Annotated in this window: 16 protein-coding genes and 3 tRNA genes; 9 read left to right on the top strand and 10 right to left on the bottom strand. The window is 64.5% G+C overall.

Annotated elements, in window-relative coordinates:
• Positions 1–139 precede the first annotated feature (139 nt).
• From ACFSUD_RS05130 to ACFSUD_RS05100, 7 genes are all read right to left on the bottom strand, one after another.
• Positions 140–1,069 carry a NaeI family type II restriction endonuclease gene (locus tag ACFSUD_RS05130; protein ID WP_386372112.1) on the bottom strand — a complete coding sequence of 310 codons (930 nt, stop codon included), beginning with the start codon at positions 1,067–1,069 and terminating at the stop codon, positions 140–142.
• A gap of 7 nt (positions 1,070–1,076) precedes the next feature.
• Entirely contained in the window at positions 1,077–2,036 is a 960-nt protein-coding gene (locus ACFSUD_RS05125; protein WP_386372111.1) for a DNA cytosine methyltransferase, read from the bottom strand.
• A gap of 220 nt (positions 2,037–2,256) precedes the next feature.
• Positions 2,257–2,331, bottom strand: a tRNA-Gly gene (locus ACFSUD_RS05120).
• Between the two features lie 27 nt (positions 2,332–2,358).
• Positions 2,359–2,433, bottom strand: a tRNA-Gly gene (locus ACFSUD_RS05115).
• Positions 2,434–2,641: 208 nt separating this feature from the next.
• Entirely contained in the window at positions 2,642–4,315 is a 1,674-nt protein-coding gene (gene ctaD, locus ACFSUD_RS05110) for a cytochrome c oxidase subunit I (RefSeq protein ID WP_386372109.1), read from the bottom strand.
• A 230-nt stretch (positions 4,316–4,545) separates the two neighbouring features.
• A complete protein-coding gene (lipB, locus tag ACFSUD_RS05105) occupies positions 4,546–5,232 on the bottom strand; it encodes a lipoyl(octanoyl) transferase LipB (protein WP_386372107.1) in 687 nt (228 codons plus the stop codon).
• Between the two features lie 40 nt (positions 5,233–5,272).
• Positions 5,273–5,947 carry a DsbA family oxidoreductase gene (locus ACFSUD_RS05100; RefSeq protein ID WP_386372105.1) on the bottom strand — a complete coding sequence of 225 codons (675 nt, stop codon included), beginning with the start codon at positions 5,945–5,947 and terminating at the stop codon, positions 5,273–5,275.
• Positions 5,948–6,103: 156 nt separating this feature from the next.
• Here ACFSUD_RS05100 and ACFSUD_RS05095 point away from each other — a divergent pair, with 156 nt between their 5' ends.
• The 4 genes from ACFSUD_RS05095 (at position 6,104) to ACFSUD_RS05080 (ending at position 13,855) form a co-directional block, all read left to right on the top strand.
• Positions 6,104–7,492, top strand: a complete 1,389-nt coding sequence (locus ACFSUD_RS05095) for a peptidoglycan-binding domain-containing protein (RefSeq protein WP_386372103.1) — start codon at positions 6,104–6,106, stop codon at positions 7,490–7,492.
• A gap of 112 nt (positions 7,493–7,604) precedes the next feature.
• A tRNA-Leu gene (locus ACFSUD_RS05090) sits at positions 7,605–7,690 on the top strand.
• 349 nt (positions 7,691–8,039) lie between these two features.
• Positions 8,040–9,875, top strand: coding sequence for an autotransporter assembly complex protein TamA (locus tag ACFSUD_RS05085; RefSeq protein WP_386372581.1), 1,836 nt, complete (start codon positions 8,040–8,042; stop codon positions 9,873–9,875).
• A complete protein-coding gene (locus ACFSUD_RS05080; RefSeq protein WP_386372101.1) occupies positions 9,875–13,855 on the top strand; it encodes a translocation/assembly module TamB domain-containing protein in 3,981 nt (1,326 codons plus the stop codon). Before ACFSUD_RS05085 ends, ACFSUD_RS05080 begins: the two co-directional genes overlap by 1 nt.
• Before the next feature lie 55 nt (positions 13,856–13,910).
• Here the strand turns inward: ACFSUD_RS05080 and ACFSUD_RS05075 are convergent, their stop codons facing one another.
• Positions 13,911–14,423 carry a flavin reductase family protein gene (locus ACFSUD_RS05075; protein ID WP_386372099.1) on the bottom strand — a complete coding sequence of 171 codons (513 nt, stop codon included), beginning with the start codon at positions 14,421–14,423 and terminating at the stop codon, positions 13,911–13,913.
• A 209-nt stretch (positions 14,424–14,632) separates the two neighbouring features.
• On the opposite strand from ACFSUD_RS05075, the gene ACFSUD_RS05070 reads away from it, so the two are divergent.
• Positions 14,633–15,148, top strand: a complete 516-nt coding sequence (locus ACFSUD_RS05070; protein WP_386372097.1) for a DUF992 domain-containing protein — start codon at positions 14,633–14,635, stop codon at positions 15,146–15,148.
• Positions 15,149–15,219: 71 nt separating this feature from the next.
• On the opposite strand, the gene acs is transcribed toward ACFSUD_RS05070, so the two are convergent.
• Complete coding sequence (acs, locus tag ACFSUD_RS05065; RefSeq protein ID WP_386372095.1) at positions 15,220–17,175, bottom strand: acetate--CoA ligase; 1,956 nt, start codon at positions 17,173–17,175, stop codon at positions 15,220–15,222.
• A 341-nt stretch (positions 17,176–17,516) separates the two neighbouring features.
• Here acs and ACFSUD_RS05060 point away from each other — a divergent pair, with 341 nt between their 5' ends.
• The 3 genes from ACFSUD_RS05060 to ACFSUD_RS05050 all read left to right on the top strand — a co-directional run bounded on the left by ACFSUD_RS05060 (position 17,517) and on the right by ACFSUD_RS05050 (position 20,635).
• Positions 17,517–18,533, top strand: a complete 1,017-nt coding sequence (locus tag ACFSUD_RS05060; protein ID WP_386372093.1) for a C4-dicarboxylate TRAP transporter substrate-binding protein — start codon at positions 17,517–17,519, stop codon at positions 18,531–18,533.
• Positions 18,534–18,605: 72 nt separating this feature from the next.
• Positions 18,606–19,235 (top strand): TRAP transporter small permease subunit, encoded by a 630-nt coding sequence (locus tag ACFSUD_RS05055; RefSeq protein WP_386372091.1) that lies wholly within the window; start codon positions 18,606–18,608, stop codon positions 19,233–19,235.
• The gene (locus ACFSUD_RS05050; protein ID WP_386372579.1) at positions 19,235–20,635 is read left to right on the top strand and encodes a TRAP transporter large permease; all 1,401 of its coding nucleotides are present in this window, start codon (positions 19,235–19,237) and stop codon (positions 20,633–20,635) included. Before ACFSUD_RS05055 ends, ACFSUD_RS05050 begins: the two co-directional genes overlap by 1 nt.
• On the opposite strand, the gene ACFSUD_RS05045 is transcribed toward ACFSUD_RS05050, so the two are convergent.
• Positions 20,636–21,784 carry an AI-2E family transporter gene (locus ACFSUD_RS05045; protein ID WP_386372089.1) on the bottom strand — a complete coding sequence of 383 codons (1,149 nt, stop codon included), beginning with the start codon at positions 21,782–21,784 and terminating at the stop codon, positions 20,636–20,638.
• A gap of 287 nt (positions 21,785–22,071) precedes the next feature.
• Between ACFSUD_RS05045 and ACFSUD_RS05040 the strand changes: the two genes are divergently transcribed.
• Positions 22,072–22,761, top strand: a complete 690-nt coding sequence (locus tag ACFSUD_RS05040) for a UTRA domain-containing protein (RefSeq protein ID WP_386372087.1) — start codon at positions 22,072–22,074, stop codon at positions 22,759–22,761.
• Positions 22,762–22,779 lie beyond the last annotated feature (18 nt).

Below are 22,779 nucleotides of genomic sequence, written 5' to 3'. Positions count from 1 at the left end.
TCCGTTAAGGGAGTGTGTTAACCTTCTTGGACGGTTTCACCATCCGAAACGGGCCAAATTATGTCGGCCCCGCACTTTGCGGTTGAAATCCGCCGCTCGGCTCAAGGGATCAGCGAATTTTTGCCCAGTCAAGGAACGCTCAGAAACCCGGCAGATTGGGCGCCTCTTCGCGCTCAGCAGAGCCGAGCAGGAACCCGTGTTCGGCAGCCAGTTCAACCGCGTTTCCGGCACGGGGGCGATGCGAGATGAAGTCGCTCGGGCCGCAGTGCGGCAGGCCGAGCGACTTGATCAGGTCTGCGTCATAATGTCCGCAAAGCAACAGGATACCTTCCCGCGCGAGCAGATCGCGGCTGCCTCGGCCCTGGTCGGAGCGGATGCGGCGCATGAAATCCTGCTGCCGCGCCACCGCCGCCACCACATCGCGGGTGACGCGCCGGTCCTGCACCTCGCGAAACAGGTTGGCCATGCGCTGGTTGCCCGATTTTCCGGCAAAGATCCGCGCCACGACCTCGGGAGCCAGATTACGCCAGAAATTGGCCGGGTAGGGGTGATCCCTGAGCAGCCAGAGGATATGCGCGAAGCCCCCGGCGGCGAGGCTCTTCTTGGCATCCTTGTTCTGCCCGGCGGTGAGGTATTCTGGCCGCGCCACGATCAGCCCGAGATAGCAGCAGGCACGCGCCTCGTCTGCGGCAACGAGGATGCAGGGCTGATCCACCGCTTCGGTCGGGATCATCCAGTTGTTGCCCATGGTGTTCTTGATATCGACGTCGCGACCGAGGATCAGCGTGTCGAGCCGCCCCTTCGGCAGGTCGAGCATCGCGCGCAGCTCGATCTCCACACGGGTGCCGATATAGGTCTTCTCGGTCTTCTCGAGCTCTTCATAGGCGCGGCGCCCGGTCTTCGGCGTCATGATCACGTCGTCGATACATTGCCGCAGCATCGCCGGAAAGCGCTGTGCCAGCGCCGCTGGCCCGCCGCTGCGCCGGGTGATCTCGGCCGCCAGCAGGGCGAGCAGCGCGTGGTCCGGATGACCCTCGCGCAGCAGGCTATCGGGGAGGCTCCGCTTCATCGGCGCGTCAGGCGCTCACGGCGCGCAGGATCCGCTTGCGCAAAGCCTTGGCGATCTGCCGGCCCACCGCAGCCGCCACCGGCGGCGGAAAGGCATTGCCGACTTGACGATAGGCATTGGTCTTGGCCCCGGTGAAATGCCAGGTGTCAGGGAACCCCTGGATCCTCGCCACCATCGGCACGGTAAGCCGCGGCATGCCGATATGCCCGGCCTCCGGCGCCTCGGGCGCGATGGTACGCCCCTCGACCCCGAGCGTAGCCCAGGCGGCGCGCGCGCGGGTTGGTCCGAGATCCGGTCCGCCATGTTTCTTCGAGCCGCCGACGATTGTCGGGGCGATCTCGTCGGCCCGCGCGGCCCAGTCGGCAGCGCCGGGCCAGCCACCCGCGGACATCAGATCGACAAGGGTCTCCCCGACCGTGGGCGGATTATGCGGATTGGGCTCGGGCCAGTCGAAGAAATCCGCGCGCTGTTTCTGCACCGCGACGATCACCACCCGCGGGCGCAGCTGCGGTACGCCATAATCCGACGCGTTGAGCAGCCGCCAGTCGGTCTTGTAGCCGAGCTTGTCGAGCTGCCGCTTCAGCCGCTCGCGGTAATCGTGGAACACGGCATCGAGGAAACCGCGGACGTTCTCGATCATCACGGCGCGCGGGCGCGCCGCATCGACGATCTCGATCGCATCGTTGAAAAGGTTGCGCTCGTCCTGTTCACCGAGCTGCTTGCCCGCCACGGAGAAGGGCGGGCAGGGAAGGCCACCGGCGAGCAGGTCCATGCCCCTGTAGGCGCCTGCACGTTCCTTGAAGTGGCGCATGTCCTCTTCCAGCACGTTCCACTGCGGGCGGTTGTGGCGCAGGGTGTTACAGCAGTGCTTGTCGATTTCCACCAGCGCCGTATGGGCGAATCCGGCCGTCTCCAGCCCCAGCGCCTGGCCTCCCGCGCCGGCGCATAATTCCACGGATGTCAGCATCTTGCCCGCCCTCGTTTTCCCCATAGAACCCGGCCCCGGGGCCAAGATCAACTCGCCATCGACAGCGGTGGAGACGTTCCTTTTTCGTTCTTAGAGGCTGCGGCGTGGCACGGCAAGTCCGGCCATGCCGAATGATGTCCCTGAGAAGATCCGCACCCGGAAAACACAAAGGCCGCCATAAGGCGGCCCTGTAACCCTGCCGGGTGAGCAGGAAACCAACTGGAGCGGGCGAGGCGATTCGAACGCCCGACCCTAACCTTGGCAAGGTTATGCTCTACCCCTGAGCTACGCCCGCAACCGGCTGGTGAGGTATTTGACCAACTGGAGCGGGCGAGGCGATTCGAACGCCCGACCCTAACCTTGGCAAGGTTATGCTCTACCCCTGAGCTACGCCCGCAACCGGTTGGTGAAGCACGATCTACCGATAGGGGGGCGGCGCTGCAAGAGGGAAAACCGTATTCGGGCAAAAAAATCTACGGGTCACACCGGGGGCGTTCGGTGCCGGTACGCCGGTCCCAAGCCGCCAGGGCGCCGGGGGCTTCGGCACCAAGAAAAAAGGCCCCAACCGCCGTTGGAGCCTTTCATGTCATGTCATGCCGGGGAGGCTAGTGGTTGTGCACCTTGTCCCAGTCTTCCCGCTTGGGCAGGATCTCGAACGTGTGCTCCGGCGGCGGGCTGGGCAGGGTCCATTCCAGCGTGTCGGCGTATTCGTTCCAGGGGTTGTTGGCGGTGCTGCGCACGCCGCGGGTCAGCGTGTAGACCATCACCCCGATGAAGAACAGGAAGGACGCGAAGGACAGGAAGGCACCGATCGACGACCACTGGTTCCAGAGCGCGAAGGCATCCGGGTAGTCGATATAGCGGCGCGGCATGCCCTGACGGCCGAGGAAGTGCTGCGGGAAGAAGGTCAGGTTCGCACCGATGAACATCGCCCAGAAGTGCAGCTTGCCGGCCCATTCGGGATACATGCGCCCGGTCATCTTCGGCAGGTAGAAGTAGATCCCTGCGAAGATCGCGAAGACCGCACCGAGACTCATCACATAGTGGAAATGCGCCACCACGTAATAGGTATCGTGGTAATAGCGGTCCACGGCGGCCTGGCTGAGCACGATCCCTGTCACGCCACCGACGGTGAACAGGAACAGGAAGCCGAAGGCCCAGAGCATCGGCGTCTTGAACTCCACCGAGCCGCCCCACATCGTGGCGATCCAGCTGAACACCTTCACGCCCGTCGGCACCGCGATGACCATCGTCGCCAGCATGAAATAGGCCTGCTGGTTGAGGGTCAGACCCACGGTATACATGTGGTGCGCCCAGACCACGAAGCCGAGGCCACCGATCGCGATGATTGCCCAGACCATCGGCAGATAGCCGAAGATCGGCTTGCGCGAGAAGGTCGCGATCACGTGGCTGATGATGCCGAAGCCCGGCAGGATGATGATATAGACTTCAGGATGGCCGAAGAACCACAGGATGTGCTGGTAAAGCACCGGGTCGCCGCCGCCTGCGGGATCGAAGAAGGCGAAGCCGAAGTTGCGGTCCATCAGCAGCATGGTGATGGCACCGGCCAGGACGGGCAGGGACAGCAGGATCAGCCAGGAGGTGACGAAGATCGACCAAGAGAACAGCGGTACCTTGAACAGGGTCATGCCGGGGGCACGCATGTTCAGGAAGGTGGTAATCATGTTGATCGCGCCGAGGATCGAGGAGGCACCGGAGACGTGCACCGCGAAGATCGCGAAATCCATCGACATGCCCGCTTCCTTGACCGAGAGCGGCGGATAGAGCACCCAGCCCACGCCCGAACCCGGCTGACCGCCGCCCCCGGGGGTCAGCAGCGAGCAGACCGCCAGCGAGGTGCCGGCGACATAGAGCCAGAAGGAGAGGTTGTTCATCCGCGGGAACGCCATATCCGGCGCGCCGATCTGCAGGGGCATGAAATAGTTGCCAAAACCGCCAAACAGCGCCGGGATCACCACGAAGAACATCATCAGGATGCCGTGGCCGGTGATCAATACGTTCCAGAGGTGACCGTTGGGCGTACAGGCTGCGGAACTATCCGCGATGAAACGCGCGCCTTCCATACACATGTACTGGACGCCGGGGTCCATCAGCTCGAGGCGCATGTACACGGTGAAGGCCACCGAAATGAAGCCGACAAAGGCGGAGACGATCAGGTACAGGATACCGATGTCTTTATGGTTGGTGGACATGAACCAGCGGGTGAAGAAGCCGCGCTCGTCGTGATGGTCATGGCCGTGAATGGCTGCGTCTGCCATGCGGTCCCTCCTGGGTTATAATTGGACGCACCCCGGGTGTTGCCACCAAGGGTGCGTAATCTGCGCCGTTTTAGGGCGAGTCCTCGCGGGGGGCAATGGGTGCGATGGTCGCAGGGCGGTATAATTTGCCGCATGTAGTGGGTTATATCGCAACCACGGCCAGATGCGGCGGGAGGCGCCGCGCCTGTGCCGGATCGTAACTCTGTCGCGGCAATAGGCGGACCCCGGGGTCAGCGCCCGGCGGCCCCGTCCGGACAGAGGGGGGCAGCGCTCGAAAACACCGTCTCGAAACCGCGCCGCAGTGCCAGATCGACATCGTCCATGCTCACCGGCAGCCCGAGATCGACCAGCGAGGTCACCCCGTGTTCGGAAATGCCACAGGGCACGATGCCGGAAAAATGGCTCAGATCCGGCTCGACATTGATGCTGATGCCGTGAAAGCTCACCCAGCGCCGCAGCCGGATGCCGATGGCGGCGATCTTGTCCTCCGCGACGCCGCCATCCGCCTGACGCGGTTTCTCGGGGCGCTGCACCCAGACGCCGACGCGCTTGGGGCGAATCTCGCCGCGCAAGTTGAATTCGCCCAGGGTCGCGATCACCCATTGTTCGAGCTGGCGCACGAAACAGCGCACATCGCGGCCGCGCGCGCCGACGTCGAGCATGACATAGGCGATACGCTGTCCGGGCCCGTGATAGGTATATTGACCGCCGCGCTTGGTGACATGGACCGGAAACCGGTCCGGATCGACCAGATCTTCGATCCGCGCGGAAGTGCCGGCGGTATAAAGCGGCGGATGCTCCACCAGCCAGATACATTCCTCCGCCGCGCCCGCCGCAATCGCCGTGGCGCGCGCTTCCATGAAAGCCTCGGCCTCGGCAAAGCCGGTCAGCCCTTCGGTCGTGATCCATTCCACCATATGGCTGGTCTAGCCCGGAAGCTGACCTTGTGGAAGAGGGTCAGGCCGCCGCCGTTTCCGCCAGCACCTTGCGCAACATCTGCGCATAGGTCGCCGCGCCCTGCGCCCCGGTCAGCAGATAGCGCCCGTCGAACACCATGGAGGGCACGCCGGAAATGCCCCGCAAGGTCCAGAAGGTCTCGCGTTCGCGGGTCGCCTGGGCGTGACTGCCCGTGGCGAGCACCTCTGCCGCCGCGCCCCGATCGAGCCCGACTGATGCGGCGACATCGAGCAGCACATCATGATCCGACACATCACGGCCCTGCGTGAAATGCACAGCAAACAACGCCATCATCAGCGGATGCTGCAATTTCTGGTCCTCGGCCCAGCCGAGCAATTGATGGGCCGCAAAGGTATTCACGATGCGGCTCTCCGGAGTGAAATTGAACTCGAACCCCAGCTCGCGGCCAAGCGCCACCAGATGCGCGCGGTTCTCCGCACTCTGTTCCGGCGTGCTGCCGTATTTCTCGGCGATATGCTCGCCAAGGCTCTGTCCCCCGGGCGGCATCTGCGGATTGAGCTCGAACGGATGCCACCGCACGAAGGCCCCAACACCGATCTCGGCGAGAGCCTGCTCGAGTTGGCGAAACCCGATGATGCACCAGGGGCACATCACGTCCGAGACTATGTCGACCTGCAGGATCGGCTGGTCTTTGTCCACGGGGTGTTCGCTCATCTGTCGCTCCTTGTGCGGCCATTCCTCCCAAGATTTGTCCGCTCCCCGGCGAATTCAAGGGACTTGCCGTGGCGCGGGGGAAATCCCCCGTTATGGAGAACACGTTTCCGTGATACACTCGGCGAAAAATTATGTGAATCACTTTGGAGAAAACTCATGTTAACCAAGCTTATCACCGGAAGCGTCCTTGCGGCCTCCGTCGCGCTGATCCCGGCGGACCGTGTCGAAGCGGATGCCGGAGACTTCATCGCCGGGGCCATCATCGGCGGCATCGTCGGCGCCAATGCCAACAAGCAACGCTCGCGCAGCACCACCAAACGCACCTATCGCCGCGCCGCGCCGAAGAAGACCTATCGCTCGAAGATTCCCGCCACCCAGGAAGGCCGCAACATCCAGGCTTCGCTGAATTATTTCGGCTTCAACGCAGGGGCGGTGGACGGGCAGCTCGGCAGCAAGACCCGCAATGCGGTGTCCCAATACCAGGCCTATCTCGGCTATCCGGTCACCGGGAACCTGACCGCCTATGAACAGAACCTGTTGACCTCGAGCTACAACCGGGCCCAGGCCGGAGGCTATGCGGTGCAGCAGCAGATCGCCGCCACGCCGGACGGCACCCGCGGCCTGCTCAAGACCTATCGCGCCGAGATGGCCGGTCACAGCGCGCCCAGCATGGCCGCCATGGCACCGCAGCCGCTGCCGCTCGGCACAACGACGACGACCACCACGACCATCGCCGGTGCCGCAGCACTTGCCGCGGCAGTGCCCGCGGCCCCGGCGCCGAAACCGGCGCTGGAGCCGATTCCCGAACCGGAAGTCGACTCCGCCGCGCTGCCGACCTTCCTCGGTTCCGGGGCGCAGGCCTCGCTGGCCTCTCATTGCAACACGGTGTCGCTGATCACCAATACCAACGGCGGTTTCACCACCCTGGCCAGCATGGGCGACCCCAATGTCGCGCTGAACGAACAATTCTGCCTGGCGCGGACCTATGCGATCGCCGAATCTGAGGATCTGATCAGCAAGGTCGGCGGTTTCACCCCGGCGCAGATCGCCAGCCAATGCGACGGTTTCGGCCCAGCGATGAAGGATCATGTCGCCGCCCTGTCGCTGAAGCCGCGCGAGGCGGTGGTCTCGGATGTCTCGGGCTTCATTCTCGGCACCGGCATGTCCCCGGCGCAATTGTCCGGCACCGCCAAGATCTGCATGGGCGTGGGCTATCGCACCGACAACATGGATGTGGCGCTCGGCTCGGCGCTGCTGCTCTTTGCGATGGGCGAGGGGGTCTATGGCGAGTTGATGGGCCATCACCTGTCCCAGGGCTTCGGCACCGCGCGCCGCGTGGACATGGCCACGGGTTGGTACCAGGCCGGTCTCGCCGCGGCCGACAACGGCGCCGCAGCGGTCTTCGTTCCCGGACAGCCGGAACGGACCGAGCTCATCCGCGCCGCCGCCCGCCGGATCGGCGGTGCCACCGATGACAGCGCCGGTCTGCCCCTTGTGCAGCCCGCCGCCGAGACTGGATTGCCGAGCTTCGCAATCAGCGAATAGGCCGCTCAGCGAAGCAATTTACCCCCCCGGCGTATTTCTGCGCCGGGGGGGCCATTTTGCTCTTCACAAGCCCGAAGACTTTGGCTAAACCCCCGCCTACCAACCATGGCGTGCGGCTGTGGCGGAATGGTAGACGCGCAGCGTTGAGGTCGCTGTGGGGTAACACCCGTGGAAGTTCGAGTCTTCTCAGCCGCACCAATTTCCCCCGATAGATCTATGGCCCGCCGCGGCGCGGCCCCTGATATTCAGGCGTTTCTTCTGACAGAAATACCTCACGGGGGTATGGGGGTGTGAAACCCCCATCCCGCATTCTCCGTTCTCCCCACCGGACGATCGAGGCCGCCAACGCTGCCGCCTCGAGCCCTGCAGGCATGTCATATTACACATAAGTCTGCATTTCCCGCGCCTTCAGGACATTTCCTGACGCAAGATTGATTGCAGCCCCGGATCGCTTTCCTTTAGGCTGGCCAGCAACAGGTTAACCAAAGACGCGGACATCAGGGGGATTTCCCCCGACAGAGACCGCGGGGGCAGGGGGCATCGCGTGATGCAGGACAGGTCGGTAAGCGAAGCGCGGCATTGGGTGCCGCGGGCGGTGGTAAGCGTGATCTTGGCGGCTGGTGGCACAATGCTGCCATGGGGGCCGCTCGCCGCGGCGGATCTGCGGATCACCGGCATCGCCGAAGACAGCGATCTATACGAGGAAATTTCCGGCGGCTCGCTTCTGGCCGAGGAGACGGCGGAGGATGCGAATTCCTCGACTCAGGAATTGCTTGCCGCCGCCCAGGCCGATTACGCGCGGCTGCTCGCGGTTCTCTATGACAATGGATATTACGGCCCGGTGGTGAAGATCACCCTCGACGGGATCGATGCCGCCAATATCCCCCCGGTGCAGCCGCCCGCGCGGATCGACCGGGCGGTGATCGCGATCGATCCGGGTCCGAAATTCCGCTTTGGCCAAACCGACATCGCGCCGGTCGCGCCCGGGACCGAGCTGCCCGAGGAATTCGCCCGCGGCGAGACCGCCCGGCTCGGCGTGCTGAAGGAGACGGTCGGCGCCGGGATCGACGGCTGGCGCGGGGTCGGCCATGCCAAGGCGGCGCTGGAAAGCCAGGAGCTGACCGCCCGGCACGAGGATCGCACGATCCATGCGCAGCTGCGCCTCGCCCCCGGACCGCGGCTGCGCTTCGGCGGGCTCAGCGTCACCGGCAACGAGGACGTGCGCACCGACCGCATTCTCGAGATCGCGGGCCTGCCGGTGGGCGAGGTCTATTCGCCGGAGGAATTGCGCCTGGCAAGCCAACGCCTGCGTCGCTCCGGCGCCTTCAGCTCCGTCGCGCTGATCGAGGCTGACAACATCGGCCCCGGCGACACCTTGCCGATCACCGCCCAGGTGACCGAGGCGCCCAAGCGCCGGTTCGGTTTCGGGGCCGAGCTTTCCTCGCTCGAAGGTGTCACGCTCAGCACTTTCTGGCTGCACCGCAATCTGTTCGGCGGGGCCGAACGGCTGCGGCTCGAAGCCGAGGTCAAGGGCATCGGCGGCAATTCGGGCGGCGAGGATTACCGGGTTTCGGCGCGGTTCGAACGTCCGGCGACCTTCAACGCCGATACCGATTTCTATGCGCTGGCCCAGATCGAGCAGCTCGACGAGGTCAATTTCTTCTCCCGCCAGATCGATCTTGAGGCCGGGATCACCCGCATCGCCAGCGAGGAGCGCACCTATACGCTCGGCGTCGGTCTGCGCGCCGCCGAGACGCGCGATGCCTTCGGCACCAACCGCTACACCCTGCTGACCCTGCCGCTGGGCGCCGAATTCGATTACCGCGACGACAAGCTCGACGCGATGAACGGCTATTACGCCAAGGCGAGCCTGACCCCCTTCCTGGCGGTATCGGGTTCCGACAACGGCCTGCGCAGCTATGTCGATCTGCGCGCCTATCGCAGCTTCGGCACCGAGCGGCCGCTGACCTTCGCGCTGCGCGGTCAGCTCGGCTCGGTCGTTGGCCCCTCGCTCGCGCAGGCGCCGGCGGATTACCTCTTCTATTCCGGCGGCGGCGGCACCGTGCGGGGCCAGCCCTATCAGGTGCTCGGCGTCGATCTTGGCGGTGGCAACGTGGTGGGCGGGCGCAGTTTCGTCGGTGTCTCGGCCGAGGCCCGCTTCAAGGTCAGCGAGCGGATCGGCCTCGTCGGGTTTGCCGATGGCGGCTATATCGGCTCGGAGGAATTCTACGACGGTTCCGGCGAATGGCATTCCGGCGCCGGTCTCGGCCTGCGCTATGGCACCGGGATCGGGCCGATCCGTCTCGATCTCGCGGTGCCGGTCTCGGGGCCGGAAACCGACGAGAATTTCCAGGTCTATATCGGCATAGGGCAGGCATTCTGATGCAAATCTTCTTCCGTTCCCTTCTCGCATTCCTGCTCGCCTGCCTGACCTTGACCGCCCCCGCCGTGGCGCAGGACGATGGCAAGGGCTTCCTCACCCGCAAGATCCAGGAGGCGCTGAGCGGGTCCGGGCGCGACGTGTCGATCGACGGGTTTCGTGGCGTGCTGAGCTCGGAAGCCTCGTTCGACCGCATGACCATCGCGGATGAAGACGGGATCTGGCTGACGCTCGAGGACGTGGTGCTCGACTGGAACCGTTCGGCTCTGCTGCGCGGGCGGCTCGAAGTTGAAAAGCTCACCGCCGGTCGGCTCGATCTGCCGCGTCTGCCGGTGAGCGAGGAAGACTCGTTGCCCGAGGCGGAGGCGACGCCCTTCAGCCTGCCGGACCTGCCGGTCTCCATCGAGATCGCCGAATTCGCGGTGGAGGAGATCGCTCTCGGCAAGCCTATCCTCGGGGAAGCGGCGCGGCTCAGCGTCAATGCCAATGCCCGCTACAACGACGCGGCCGCCATCCTCGATTTCCAGGCCCGCCGCATCGACGGCAGGCGCGGCGAATTCGATATCCAGGCGGATTTCCAGCGCGGCGACAACGTGCTCGACCTGCTGCTGCATCTTGTCGAAGAGGAGGGCGGGATCGCCGCCAAGCTGCTGAACCTGCCGGATCAGCCCTCGGTCGAGATGCGCATCGCCGGGCAGGGGCCGCTGGATGATTTCACCACGGACGTGACCATCGCCACTGACGGTGCCGAACGGCTGGCCGGGGAGGTCAGCCTTGGCACGGAGACCCCGCGCCGCGCCTCCGACAGCCCCGACCGGCGCATCCGTGCCGATATCGGCGGCGATATCACGGCCTTGCTGGCCCCGCGCTACCGGGAGTTTTTCGGCGAGGACGTGCGCCTGACCATCGACGCGCTGCGCGAGGGCAACGGTGCGCTCGAAGTCAGCGACTTCACCCTGAAAGCCCGCGCCGCGGAGCTGGCGGGCCGGGTCAATCTCAATCAGGAGAACTGGCCGACCTTCGTGGACATTACCGGTTCCGTCTCCAACCCCGACGGGACGCGGGTGCTGCTGCCGGTCTCCGGCGCGGGCACCTCCGTCGCGCGGGTCGGGCTCAGCGTCGATTACGACGTTGCCGACGGGGATGCGTTCAGCGGTATCTTCGATCTCGAAGCGCTGGAAACCGAAGGGCTCAAGATCGCCGAGACACGGCTGGAGATGGACGGCAGCCTGCAGGGCAATCTCGGCTCGGTCGGTCAGTTCCTCGGGGATCTAACATTCGATGCCAACGGGCTCGAACTGAGCGACCCGGCCTCGGCGCAGGCACTCGGCAGCGACATTTCCGGGAAGGCCCATATCGAATATATCGAGGGCGAGCCGGTGCGGATCAGCGATCTCGACCTGTCGGGCGCCGATTACGGGCTGACCGGGCAGGCGCAGATCAGCGGTTTCGACACCGGCTTCCTGACCAAGCTGCAGACCACGCTCAAGGCCAGCGACCTCGGCCGCTTTTCCGCCCTTGCAGGACGGGAATTGTCCGGACAATCGGTGCTGGCACTCGAAGGCGAGGTGACGCCGCTGGGCGGCCTGTTCGATCTCAACATCGCCGGCAGTACCAACAACCTCCAGATCGGCATCGAACAGGCCGACGCGGTGCTGGCCGGGTTGACCGAACTCAGCCTGCAGGCCCGGCGCAACGAGACCGGCACCTTTGTCCGCGACCTCAGCCTGAAGAACGACGCGGTCAGTTTGACCGGCGCCGCCGAACTCAGGAGCGAGGACAGCGCCGTCGAAATCGACGCGCAGCTTGCCGATGTCTCGCTGGTGCTGCCGCAATATGAAGGGCCGATCAGGATCGAGGCGACTGCCCTGCAAGATACGCGCGGCTGGACCATCGACGCGCGCAGCGACGGCCCCTACGGGGCCGAGATCACCGCCGCGGGGCTGGCCACCGGACCGGATGCCTCCCTGCGTTTCACCGCGAAGGTGCCGGAATTGTCGCGTTTCACCCCGGAGGTCAGTGGCGCGCTCAATGCCGAGGGCACGCTCAGCCAGTCGCCGCAGGGCTATGTCATCGACACCACGGCCAGCGGTCCCTACGGTGCGCAGGCAGCGCTTGAAGGGCTGGTGACACCGATGCTCGACCTCAGCTTCGACGTCTCGCTGCCCGATCTCAATCCGGTGGTGCCGCAGGTCAACGGCCCGCTGCAGGCCAGCGGCACGTTGCGCCAGACCGAGGCCGGGTTCTTCATCGACACGCAGGCCTCTGGCCCCTATGGCAGCCGCGCCGCTGTCGAGGGGCTGGCCACCGGGCCGGACATGTCGCTGACCTTCGACGTCTCGGTGCCGAATGTGCAGCCGCTGGCGCCCGGCATCTCCGGCCCGCTGCAGGCCAGCGGCAGCCTGCGCCAGACGCCTCAGGGAATCGCCATCGATACCAAGGCAAGCGGCCCCTACAGCGCCAATGCATCGGTGCAGGGCGTGGTGACCGGCCCGGATGCGGCGGTCGAGTTCAGCCTGTCGATGCCCAATATCGGCGTGCTGGTGGAAAAGGTGAACGGCCCGCTCAGCGTGACCGGGTCGGCCCGCAAGGAAGGTGAGGCCTGGCGGATCGATACCAGCGCCGACGGTCCCTCGGGCACCAATGCCGAGGTTCGCGGGCTGGTCAATCCCGACGGCAGCCTTGCACTCGATATCAACGGCTCCGCGCCGCTGGGGCTGACTAAGCCGTTTCTCGCGCCGCGCGATCTGCAGGGGCGCGCCGATTTCGACCTGTCGGTCAACGGTCCGCCGCGGCTCAGTTCGGTCTCCGGCACGATCAGCACCCGCGATGCGCGGCTGACCGCGCCGAACCTGCGGCTGGCGCTCGAAGGCATTTCCGCCGACATCCGGCTTGGCAACAACCGCGCCGAGATCGACATCAGCGGCAGCGCGCTCGAAGGCGGGCGGCTGCGGGTCGGCGGCTCGGTGGTGCTGACCCCGTCGCTGCCCGCTGACCTCAACATCGCGGTGCAGGGTCTGGTGATCAGTGATCCGCGACTCTACCGGACCAGCGTCAACGGGAACCTGCGTCTTGCGGGCCCGCTGACCGGCGGTGCGGTGATCAGCGGACAGGTCGATGTCGGCGAGACCGATATCACCGTGCCTTCGACCGGGCTGACCGCGATCGGGGACATCCCGCCGATCACCCATGTCAACGACAGCGCGGCGGTCGCACAGACCCGGCGCAAGGCCGGGCTGAACGGCGAAGAACCGGGTGATGACGCGGCGGCGGGCGGCGACGGCCCCGGCTTCGGTCTCGATCTGCGGATCAGCGCGCCGAACCGGATCTTCGTCCGCGGCCGGGGTCTGGATGCAGAGCTCGGCGGGGCGCTGACCCTGACCGGGACGACCAACCGGATCATCTCTGCCGGGCGTTTCGAGCTCATCCGCGGACGGCTCGACATTCTCGGCAAGCGGTTCGACCTCATCGAGGGATCGATCCAGTTCCAGGGCGATCTGGTGCCCTATATCCGCTTCGTCACGGCAACGGAAAGCCGGTCCGGCGAGGTGCGGGTGATCGTGGAAGGGCCCGCGGATGAACCCGAGGTGTCGTTTGAGGCCACACCCGATGCGCCGCAGGACGAGGTGCTCGCGCAGTTGCTCTTCGGGCGCAACATCAGCGAGATCTCGGCCTTCCAGGCGCTGCAGCTGGCCTCGGCCGTGGCAACTCTCGCCGGGCGCGGCGGCGGCGGGATCATCTCCAATCTGCGCGACGGCTTCGGGCTCGATGACCTCGACGTGACCACGACCGATGATGGCGCCACCGCCGTGCGGGCCGGGAAGTACATTTCGGAGAATGTCTATTCCGATGTGACGGCCGCTTCGGACGGCACCGGCGAGGTCTCGCTGAACCTCGATATCACTCCGAGCCTGACTGCAAAGGGCACGCTCGGCTCGGACGGGGACAGCGGTATCGGGATCTTCTTCGAGCGGGATTACTGATCGCGCGACATGGGGTGCGGTCCCGGCCGTGCCCTCGCCGGGCGCGGCTTACCGTTCAATCCTCGGGCGCGAAGGTCCCGTAGCGGCCACGGTCGAACATCAGCCCCGGCGCGTCGCCGTCCTGCACCGCGGCGTGCCGCACATGACCGAGGATCAACGAATGGTCGCCCGCCGGATGCACCGCGTAGGTGTCACAATGAAAGCTCGCCAGACACTGCGTCAGCGTCGGCGCGCCATTGGGGCCCGGGGTCCAGGCGAAGCGGTCGAAGTTCAGCCCGTCACTGGCGAAATGATTGGCAAGGTCGAGCTGGTCGGCGCGCAGCACATGCACGCAGAATTGTGCGGCCGTCGCGAAGGCATCGTGCCGTTTGGAGCGGGTCGCGGGAGACCACAGCACCAGCGGCGGATCGAGCGAGACCGAGGAGAAGGAATTCGCCGTCATCCCGAGAGGCCCCTGCGGCGACTGCACGGTGATGACCGTGACGCCGGTGCCGAAACGCCCGAAGGCGCGGCGCAGCTCGTCGGCGGCGTCGGGATCGGGAACGAAGGATTGCATACGACCAGACATGGCAGGAGCGGTGCCACGCTCGCCCGCTTTTGTCCAGCACCGACGCGGGGATCTCCCTGTTTTTGCGGCATGCTTGCCTGCGGGCGGCGTTCCGCCGGGTCTCGGACAACGACTGGAACCCCGAGCGCCTCCAGCCGTTGTCCCTGCAGACGATATCAATGAATGATTGTGACAAGCGCGTCGACCTGTGACGCCGGAAAGTGAATGACATGACGAAACGCAATACCAAGATTACCCTGACCGCAGCCACCCTGATGGCCGGAACAGTGTTCGGCAGCGCAGCAATGGCAGTTGGTGACGGTGAAACCGTCGATCACACCGAAATCGGCTCGCTGAGCTGCGACGTGGGCGATGGCACCGGTTTCATCTTCGGCTCGACTCGTGAACTGACCTGCACCTTCAACCCGGTCGAGGAAGGCCTTCCCGACGAGACCTATGTCGGCGAGATCAACCGCTGGGGCGTCGATATCGGCAAGACACAGAACGGCCAGATGTCCTGGCTCGTCTTAGCGCCGACCGAGTCTGAGTATGAAGAGGGCGGGCTGAACGGCAGCTACAAGGGCCTCTCCGCCGAGGCGACCGTCGGCGTGGGCGCCGGGGCGAACCTGATGACCGGCGGTTCGGAAAATACACTGGCCTTGCAGCCGCTGAGCGTGAACACCCAGACCGGCGTGAACTTTGCCGTTGGCGTGGGTGAGATCAACCTGCAGCGCGTCGAGGGCTGAACCTAAGCATCGCAGACGAATGAGGGGCGTCCTTTCGGGCGCCCCTTTCTCGTTCCGAAGGCAGATGAAACCTATTTGTTCATCCGGTTGCCGATCAGGTCATCCACCACCGAAGGATCCGCCAGCGTTGACGTATCTCCCAGCGTGCCGTAATCATCCTCGGCGATCTTGCGCAGGATACGGCGCATGATCTTGCCCGAGCGGGTCTTGGGCAGGCCCGGTGCCCATTGGATCAGATCGGGCGAGGCGATCGGACCGATCTCGTTACGGACCCAGTCGCGCAGCTCCTTGCGCAGCTCCTCGCTCGGTTCCTCGCCGCTCATCAGCGTGACGTAGCAATAGATCCCCTGACCCTTGATGTCGTGGGGATAGCCGACGACTGCCGCTTCGGCGACCTTGTCATGGGCGACAAGCGCGCTCTCGACCTCCGCCGTTCCCATGCGGTGGCCCGAGACATTGATCACGTCATCGACCCGTCCGGTGATCCAGTAATCGCCATCACCGTCGCGCTTGCAGCCGTCTCCGGTGAAATAATAGCCTTCGTAATCGGAGAAATAGGTCTTCTCGAAACGCGCGTGATCGCCCCAGATCGTGCGCATCTGCCCGGGCCAGCTTTCCCCGATGCAGAGAACCCCGTCTGCCGGATTGCCCTCGATCTCCGCGCCGCTCGTCGGGTCGAGCACCAGCGGCTGCACGCCGAAGAAAGGTTTCATCGCCGCGCCGGGCTTCATCGCATGGGCTCCGGGCAGGGGGGTCATCATGTGACCGCCGGTCTCGGTCTGCCACCAGGTATCGACCACCGGGCAATTCCCCTTGCCGACGACCTCGTGATACCAGTTCCAGGCCTCGGGATTGATCGGCTCGCCGACCGTGCCGAGCAGTTTGAGGCTGCTGAGATCGCATGTCTCGACGAAGTGATCGCCCTGGCCCATCAGCGCGCGGATCGCGGTGGGGGCGGTGTAGAACTGGTTGACCTTGTGTTTCTCGCAGACCTGCCAGAACCGGCTGGCATCCGGGTAGGTCGGCACACCCTCGAACATCAGCGTGGTGGCGCCGTTGGCCAGCGGACCATAGACGATATAGCTGTGCCCCGTCACCCAGCCGACATCGGCGGTACACCAGTAGATGTCGCCATCATGGTAATCGAAGGTGATCTCATGGGTCATCGCCGCATAGACGAGATAGCCGCCCGAACTGTGCACCACGCCCTTGGGCTGGCCGGTGGAGCCGGAGGTATAGAGAATGAACAGCGGATCTTCGGCATTCATCGTCACGGGATCACAGCTGGTCGCGGCATCCTTGGCAAGAACGTTGTAATCGCGGTCGCGGCTGTCGTCCCAGGCGACGTCATCGCCGGTACGGCGCACCACCAGACATTGCACCGAGGCATCGCATTGCGCCAGCGCCTTGTCGGCATTGGCCTTGAGCGGGGTCGCCTTGCCGCCGCGCGGGGCGAAATCGGCGGTGACGACCACCTTGGCCTCGCAGCCGTTGACCCGGGCGGCCAGCGCATCGGGCGAGAAGCCGGCGAAAACGATCGAATGGATCGCCCCGATCCGCGCGCAGGCCAGCATCGCATAGGCGGCCTCCGGGATCATCGGCATGTAGATCACCACCCGGTCGCCCTTGGCGACACCGAGATCGCGCAGGATGTTGGCCATGCGACAGGTCTCGTCATGCAACTCGCGGTAGGAGATGTGCCGCGCTCCCTCGTCCGGATTGTCCGGCTCCCAGATGATCGCGGTCTGATCGCCGCGCTTGTCGAGATGGCGGTCGATGCAATTGGCCGAGACATTGAGCGCGCCGTCGGCAAACCAGTTGATCTTGACCTGACCCAGGGTGAAATCAATGTCCTTCACCTCGCTGAACGGCTTGATCCAGTCGATCCGCTGCGCCTCCCGGCGCCAGAAACCTTCGGGATCGGCGATTGAGGCGGCATACATCTCTTCGTATTTCTCGGCCGAGACATGGGCGTTCGCGGCCATGTCGGCGGACGGCGGATAGGTCTTGCTGGATGCATCGGACATGATCGGTTCCTCCCGGGTATTGCTCTGCACTGGAGCAGGAACGGACCTCGTCCGCTCCCGCGTTTCCCCCTCACTTGCGATCATAACGCGATCTGAAAAGAAGGGAATAAACAACGGATATCAAACGGTTTCGATGTAAAATTTTTACTGTCGCTCCGGAATAGATGTAAACTCGCGGCAAATCCAACGTGTTTTCGTAGTTATTGCAAGTGCCTTTCTGTCAAGGTCACTCGGCCCGGCACCGCTCCGGCGCTGCCCCTGCGGAAAGGCTTGGCAGGTGAGAATCCCCGCGCTAGCCTGAAACCAAGCGTGCCTGAAGGCGCGCAAACAGGGAGAAAGTCATGAATAAAATGTTGAGCGGCGCAGCCTTGGCTGCCCTGAGCCTCGCCTTTGTCAGCGAGGCCGCGGCCACTGAATGGAATGTCTCGGTTTGGGGCAAGCGCCGCGCCTTCACCGAACATATCGAAAAGCTTGCCGAGCTGGTCAGCGAGAAGACCGACGGCGAATTCACCATGAACATCAGCTATGGCGGCCTGTCGAAGAACCGCGAGAATCTCGACGGGATCTCGATCGGCGCATTCGAGATGGCGCAGTTCTGTGCCGGTTATCACCCGGACAAGAACCGCGCGATCACGGTGCTGGAACTGCCCTTCCTGGGGGTCAGCAACCTTGACGAGGAAGTCGCGGTGAGCAGGGCGGTCTATGACCATCCCGCGGTGCAGGAAGAAATGGCGCAGTGGAACGCGCGGATGCTGATGACCTCGCCGATGCCGCAATACAACCTCGTCGGCACCGGCGAACCGCGCCAGGAGCTCGGCGATTTCGAAGGCATGCGGGTGCGCGCCACCGGCGGGCTCGGAGAGGCCTTCGAGGCGGTCGGCGCGGTGCCGACCTCGGTGACCGCGACGGAGGCCTATAACGCGATGGAATCCGGCGTGGTCGATACCGTCGCCTTTGCCCAGCACGCGCATCTGAGCTTCGGCACCATCAACAAGGCCGATTGGTGGACCGCAAATCTCAACCCCGGGACGGTGAACTGCCCCGTCGTGGTCAATACCGATGCCTATGAGGCGCTGAGCCCGGAGGAGAAGGAGGCGCTGGATTCCTCCGTCGAGGAGGCGATCGACCATTACCTCGCCAATTATGCCGAGCTGCTGAAGAAATGGGACACGATCCTCGAAGAGAAGAGCGTGCAGAAGGTCGAGTACAGCCCCGAGACCATCGAGGCCTTCAAGGCCAAGGCCGCCGATCCGGCGCGCGAATCCTGGATCAAGGACATGGAAGCGCAGGGCATACCGGGTCAGGAGCTCTATGATCTGGTGCAGGAGACGCTCGAGAAGCATCGCGCCGGCAACTAGGCGCGAAGGGCCGCGCTTGCGGGTCGCGCCGGATCATGCGCGCGGCCCGACCCATTCCCGAAAGGAGCCCTGATGGCCGGATCTTCCGCCGTGCTTACCGATGACAGCCTGCTCAGCCGTCTCGACCGGGTATTGCTGCGGCTCGAGACGTTCTTCGCGATGATCTCGGGCATCGCCGTGTTCCTGCTGATGGTGCTGGCGGTCTGGTCGGTCGGAGGGCGCAAGTTCTTCTCCTCGCCGCTGGCGGGCTATGTCGACTGGATCGAGGCGGCGATGCCCTTCATCGCGATCATGGGCATCGCCTATACCCAGCGTCAGGGCGGACATGTACGCATGGACATCCTGATCGGTCAGCTGAGGGGCCGCGCGCTCTGGGCGGCCGAGCTGCTGTCGGTGGTGCTGATCCTGGCGTTGATGCTGGCGCTGATCTGGGGCTCCTGGGCGCATTTCGACCGCTCCTTCGATTTCTCCGTGCCGATGTGGAGCCGCGATTCCTCCATCGACATCGGCCTGCCGATCTGGCCGTCGAAACTGGTCGTGCCGCTGGCCTTCTCGGTCATGGCTCTGCGGCTGCTGCTGCAGATCTGGGGCTATGGCAGGGCGCTGGTGCTGGGGCTCGAACATCCCGTCGCTGTGCCGCTGGTGCAATCGGCGGCGCAACAGGCTATGGCCGAGGCCGAGCATCTGGAAGGGCGCGAATGATGGACCCGATTGAGATCGGACTCTGGGTCTCGGGCGGCATGCTGCTGATGGTGGTGCTCGGGATGCGCGTGGCCTTCGCAGCGGGCATGGCCGGGCTGGTCGGGCTGATCTGGATCTTCTGGGCCAAGCGCGGCATGGAATGGGACCAGTTAGGCTGGGCGCTTACCGTGGCGATCAAGACCGCCGGGCAGGTGCCCCATTCCAAGGTTTCCAGCCAGACGCTGAGCCTGATCCCCACCTTTATCCTGATCGGATTCCTTGCCTATTACGCCGGGCTGACCCGGGCGCTGTTCGAGGCGGCCAAACGCTGGTTCGCCTGGGTGCCGGGCGGGCTTGCGGTCTCTACCGTCTTTGCGACCGCCGGATTTGCCGCCGTTTCCGGCGCTTCGGTCGCCACGGCGGCGGTGTTCGCGCGGATCGCGATCCCGGAAATGCTGAAGATCGGCTACAACAAGCAATTCGCCGCCGGGGTGGTCGCTGCGGGCGGCACGCTGGCCTCGCTGATCCCGCCTTCGGCGATATTGGTGATCTATGCCATCATCGTCGAGCAGGATGTCGGCAAGCTGCTGCTGGCCGGATTCATCCCCGGCGCTTTCTCTGCGCTGATCTACGGGCTGCTCATCGTCGGCATCGCGATGATCTGGAAGAACGTCGGCCCCCCGGTGCGCGGCTTCACCTGGGGACAGCGCTTCGCCGCGCTGCCTGCGGCGCTGCCGATCGTCGCGGTGGTCGTGATCATCATCTTCTTCGTCTACAATCCCTTTGGCGATGCCTGGGGCACGCCGACCGAGGGCGGCGCCGTCGGTGCCTTCATCGTGTTCTGCATGGCGCTGATCCGTGGCATGCGATGGCCCGAGCTCAAGGATGCGCTGCTGGAGACCGCCAAGCTCACCGTGATGATCTTCACGATCATCTGGGGCGTGCTGATCTATGTGCGCTTCCTCGGCTTCGCCGATCTGCCCGGCGCCTTCGCCGACTGGATTTCCTCGCTCGCCGTCTCGCCGATGCTGATCCTGATCTGCATCCTGCTGGCCTATGCGGTGCTCGGCATGTTCATGGACGCCATCGGCATGCTCCTGCTGACGCTGCCGGTGGTCTATCCCGCGGTGATGGCGCTGAACGGTGGCGAGTTCGTTTCCGCTGCCGAGAGTACCTTCGGCATGTCCGGCCCGATGTGCGCGATCTGGTTTGGGATCCTGGTGGTGAAAATGGCCGAATTCTGCCTGATCACCCCGCCCATCGGGCTCAATTGTTTCGTCGTGGCCGGGGTGCGGCCGGATCTTTCGGTGCAGGACGTGTTTCGCGGGGTCATGCCCTTCTTCATCGCGGATGCGATCACCATCGCGCTGCTGGTTGCGTTTCCGTCCATCGTGCTCTGGCTGCCGTCGCTGGCCGGGTGATCAGGCGGTTTCCTTCGCGGCTTCCTTCGGTCTTTCCCCGGAAGTATCGCGCGACGTCTTCTCGGTCTTTTCACTACCGTTTTCGCGTTCTTCCTCGATGACGACTTCCTCGCCAGACAGGAAGATGCCGATGGTCTTGAGCGGCTCAAAGTTCTCGCAGATGACCTTGAAGACCACGAGAAAAGGTACGGCAACCAGCGCCCCGGCAATGCCCCAGAGCCATCCCCAGAACACGACGGTGAGGAATACCGCAACCGTGTTCATGGCCAGCCGCCGCCCGACCAGATAGGGCGTGACGAGCTGCCCCTCGACCCCGGTCAGCACCTGATAGCCCAGCGGCGCCAGCAGCGCATAGCCGAGCGTGTCGAAATGCACCACGGCGAAGGCACCGACCAGCGCCGAGCCGATGAAACCGCCAAGATAGGGCAGGAAGTTCAGCAGGAACGCCGCGATCCCCCAGACATAGCCCGAGGGCATGCCGATCAGCGTCAGATAGACACCGACGCAGAAGCCGAGCGCGGCATTGATTATGGTGATCGTCAGCAGATAGCGCGACACCCGTTTCTCGACATCATAGACGGTGGTCAGCGCGCGTTTTTTGCCTTCGAATGTCGGAAACGCCTGTACCAGCTTGAGATAGAAGAGCTGCCCCGAGGACAGCAGGAACAGCGCCAGGATCAGCGTCACCGCCAATGTCGCGCCGACGGTGGTGATCGTGTCGAAAGCATTGTCGAGCAGGCTCGGCTGCTTGACCACGACTTCCTGCGCGGCAGATGCCTCGCCGCTGATCTTCTCGACCTCGCTCGTGACGGCGCGGACATTCTCGACCGTATCGGCCATCGAACGCAGCTTCTGTTGTATCTCCGCGCCCATGCGCGGGATCTCGTCGCTCCACAAGGCCACGGTCCCGGCGGAAGCGCCGATGATGATCATGATCACCAGGGCCGTGGCGCTGACCAGAAGGAAGGCGGAGGCGACATGCGGCACGCCGGCGCGGTGCAGAGCGCGCGAGACCGGCGAAAGGGTCAGCGCGAGCAGGAACCCGAGCAGGATCGGCAGTACGAAATCCTTGGCGAAATAGGCCGTGACGAAAAGGGCGATCATTACAAGGAACTGCAACGAACGGCGAATTGAGGGCAGGTCGTCCAACGGCAGTCTCCGGGAAGTGATAGGGCAATGATACCCAACCCCGCGAGACCATGAAAGGTTCATCGCAATCTTGGCAAAACCCGCCACACCGCTGTCACCGGGCAGCGACGGACGACATTGGAGAGGGGCTGCGGGCTATTTTGTCTGGATATTTAGCGTTATGTCTATAGTTATATCCACGCCCGCCAAAGCCGAACAGGAAGCGCCATGACCCATCACCGATTGCATCTGCAACAGATCAGCCTGCTTCTTTCCGGCCCTCGGGCGATCGCTTCTGGACGCCAGCCATGAGCACCACTTTCCGGGAGGTCAAGGCCGACATCCTGAACAAGATCATTCAGGGGGTCTGGAAACCGGGCAGCCTGATGCCCAACGAGGTCGAATTGGCGGAGACCTATGATTGCGCCCGCGCCACGGTCAACCGGGCGATGCGCGAGCTGGCCGAGGACGGGATCATCGAAAGGCGCCGCAAGGCCGGCACCCGGGTGCGCATGGCCCCGGTGCGCCAGGCGCGGTTCGGGATTCCGCTGGTGCGTCAGGAGATCGAGGATCAGGGCGCGGTCTATCGCTACACGCTGGTGCGTTCCGAGCAGCAGGTGGCGCCGGACTGGCTGCGCGCCCGGCTCAGGCTGAAGGAGGGCGAAGCGGCGCTGCATCTCATCTGCATGCATTACGCCGATGGGTCACCCTATCAATTCGAGGACCGCTGGGTGAATCTGGAAATGCTGCCCAAGGCGGCCAAGGCCGATTTCACCCAGAGCGGGCCCAACGAATGGCTGGTCAGCGAAGTGCCTTTCTCGGACGCCGAGATCAGCTTCCTGGCGGTGCAGGCCGACGCGACGCTGGCGGAATATCTCGGCTGCGAGCGGAACGACGCGCTGTTCCAGATCGAACGCTCGACATGGTGGGAAAACCGCGCCATCACCTTCGTGCGGCTGACCTTCCGGCGCGGACATCGGCTGACGACGCAATATTGACGCGCTGACAGCGCGGGC

This window comes from Sulfitobacter aestuarii (genome assembly GCF_042685005.1).
Lineage (GTDB): Bacteria > Pseudomonadota > Alphaproteobacteria > Rhodobacterales > Rhodobacteraceae > Sulfitobacter > Sulfitobacter aestuarii.
Note: the sequence above shows the minus strand (reverse complement) of the source record. Positions and strands in the feature narration are given on the sequence as shown.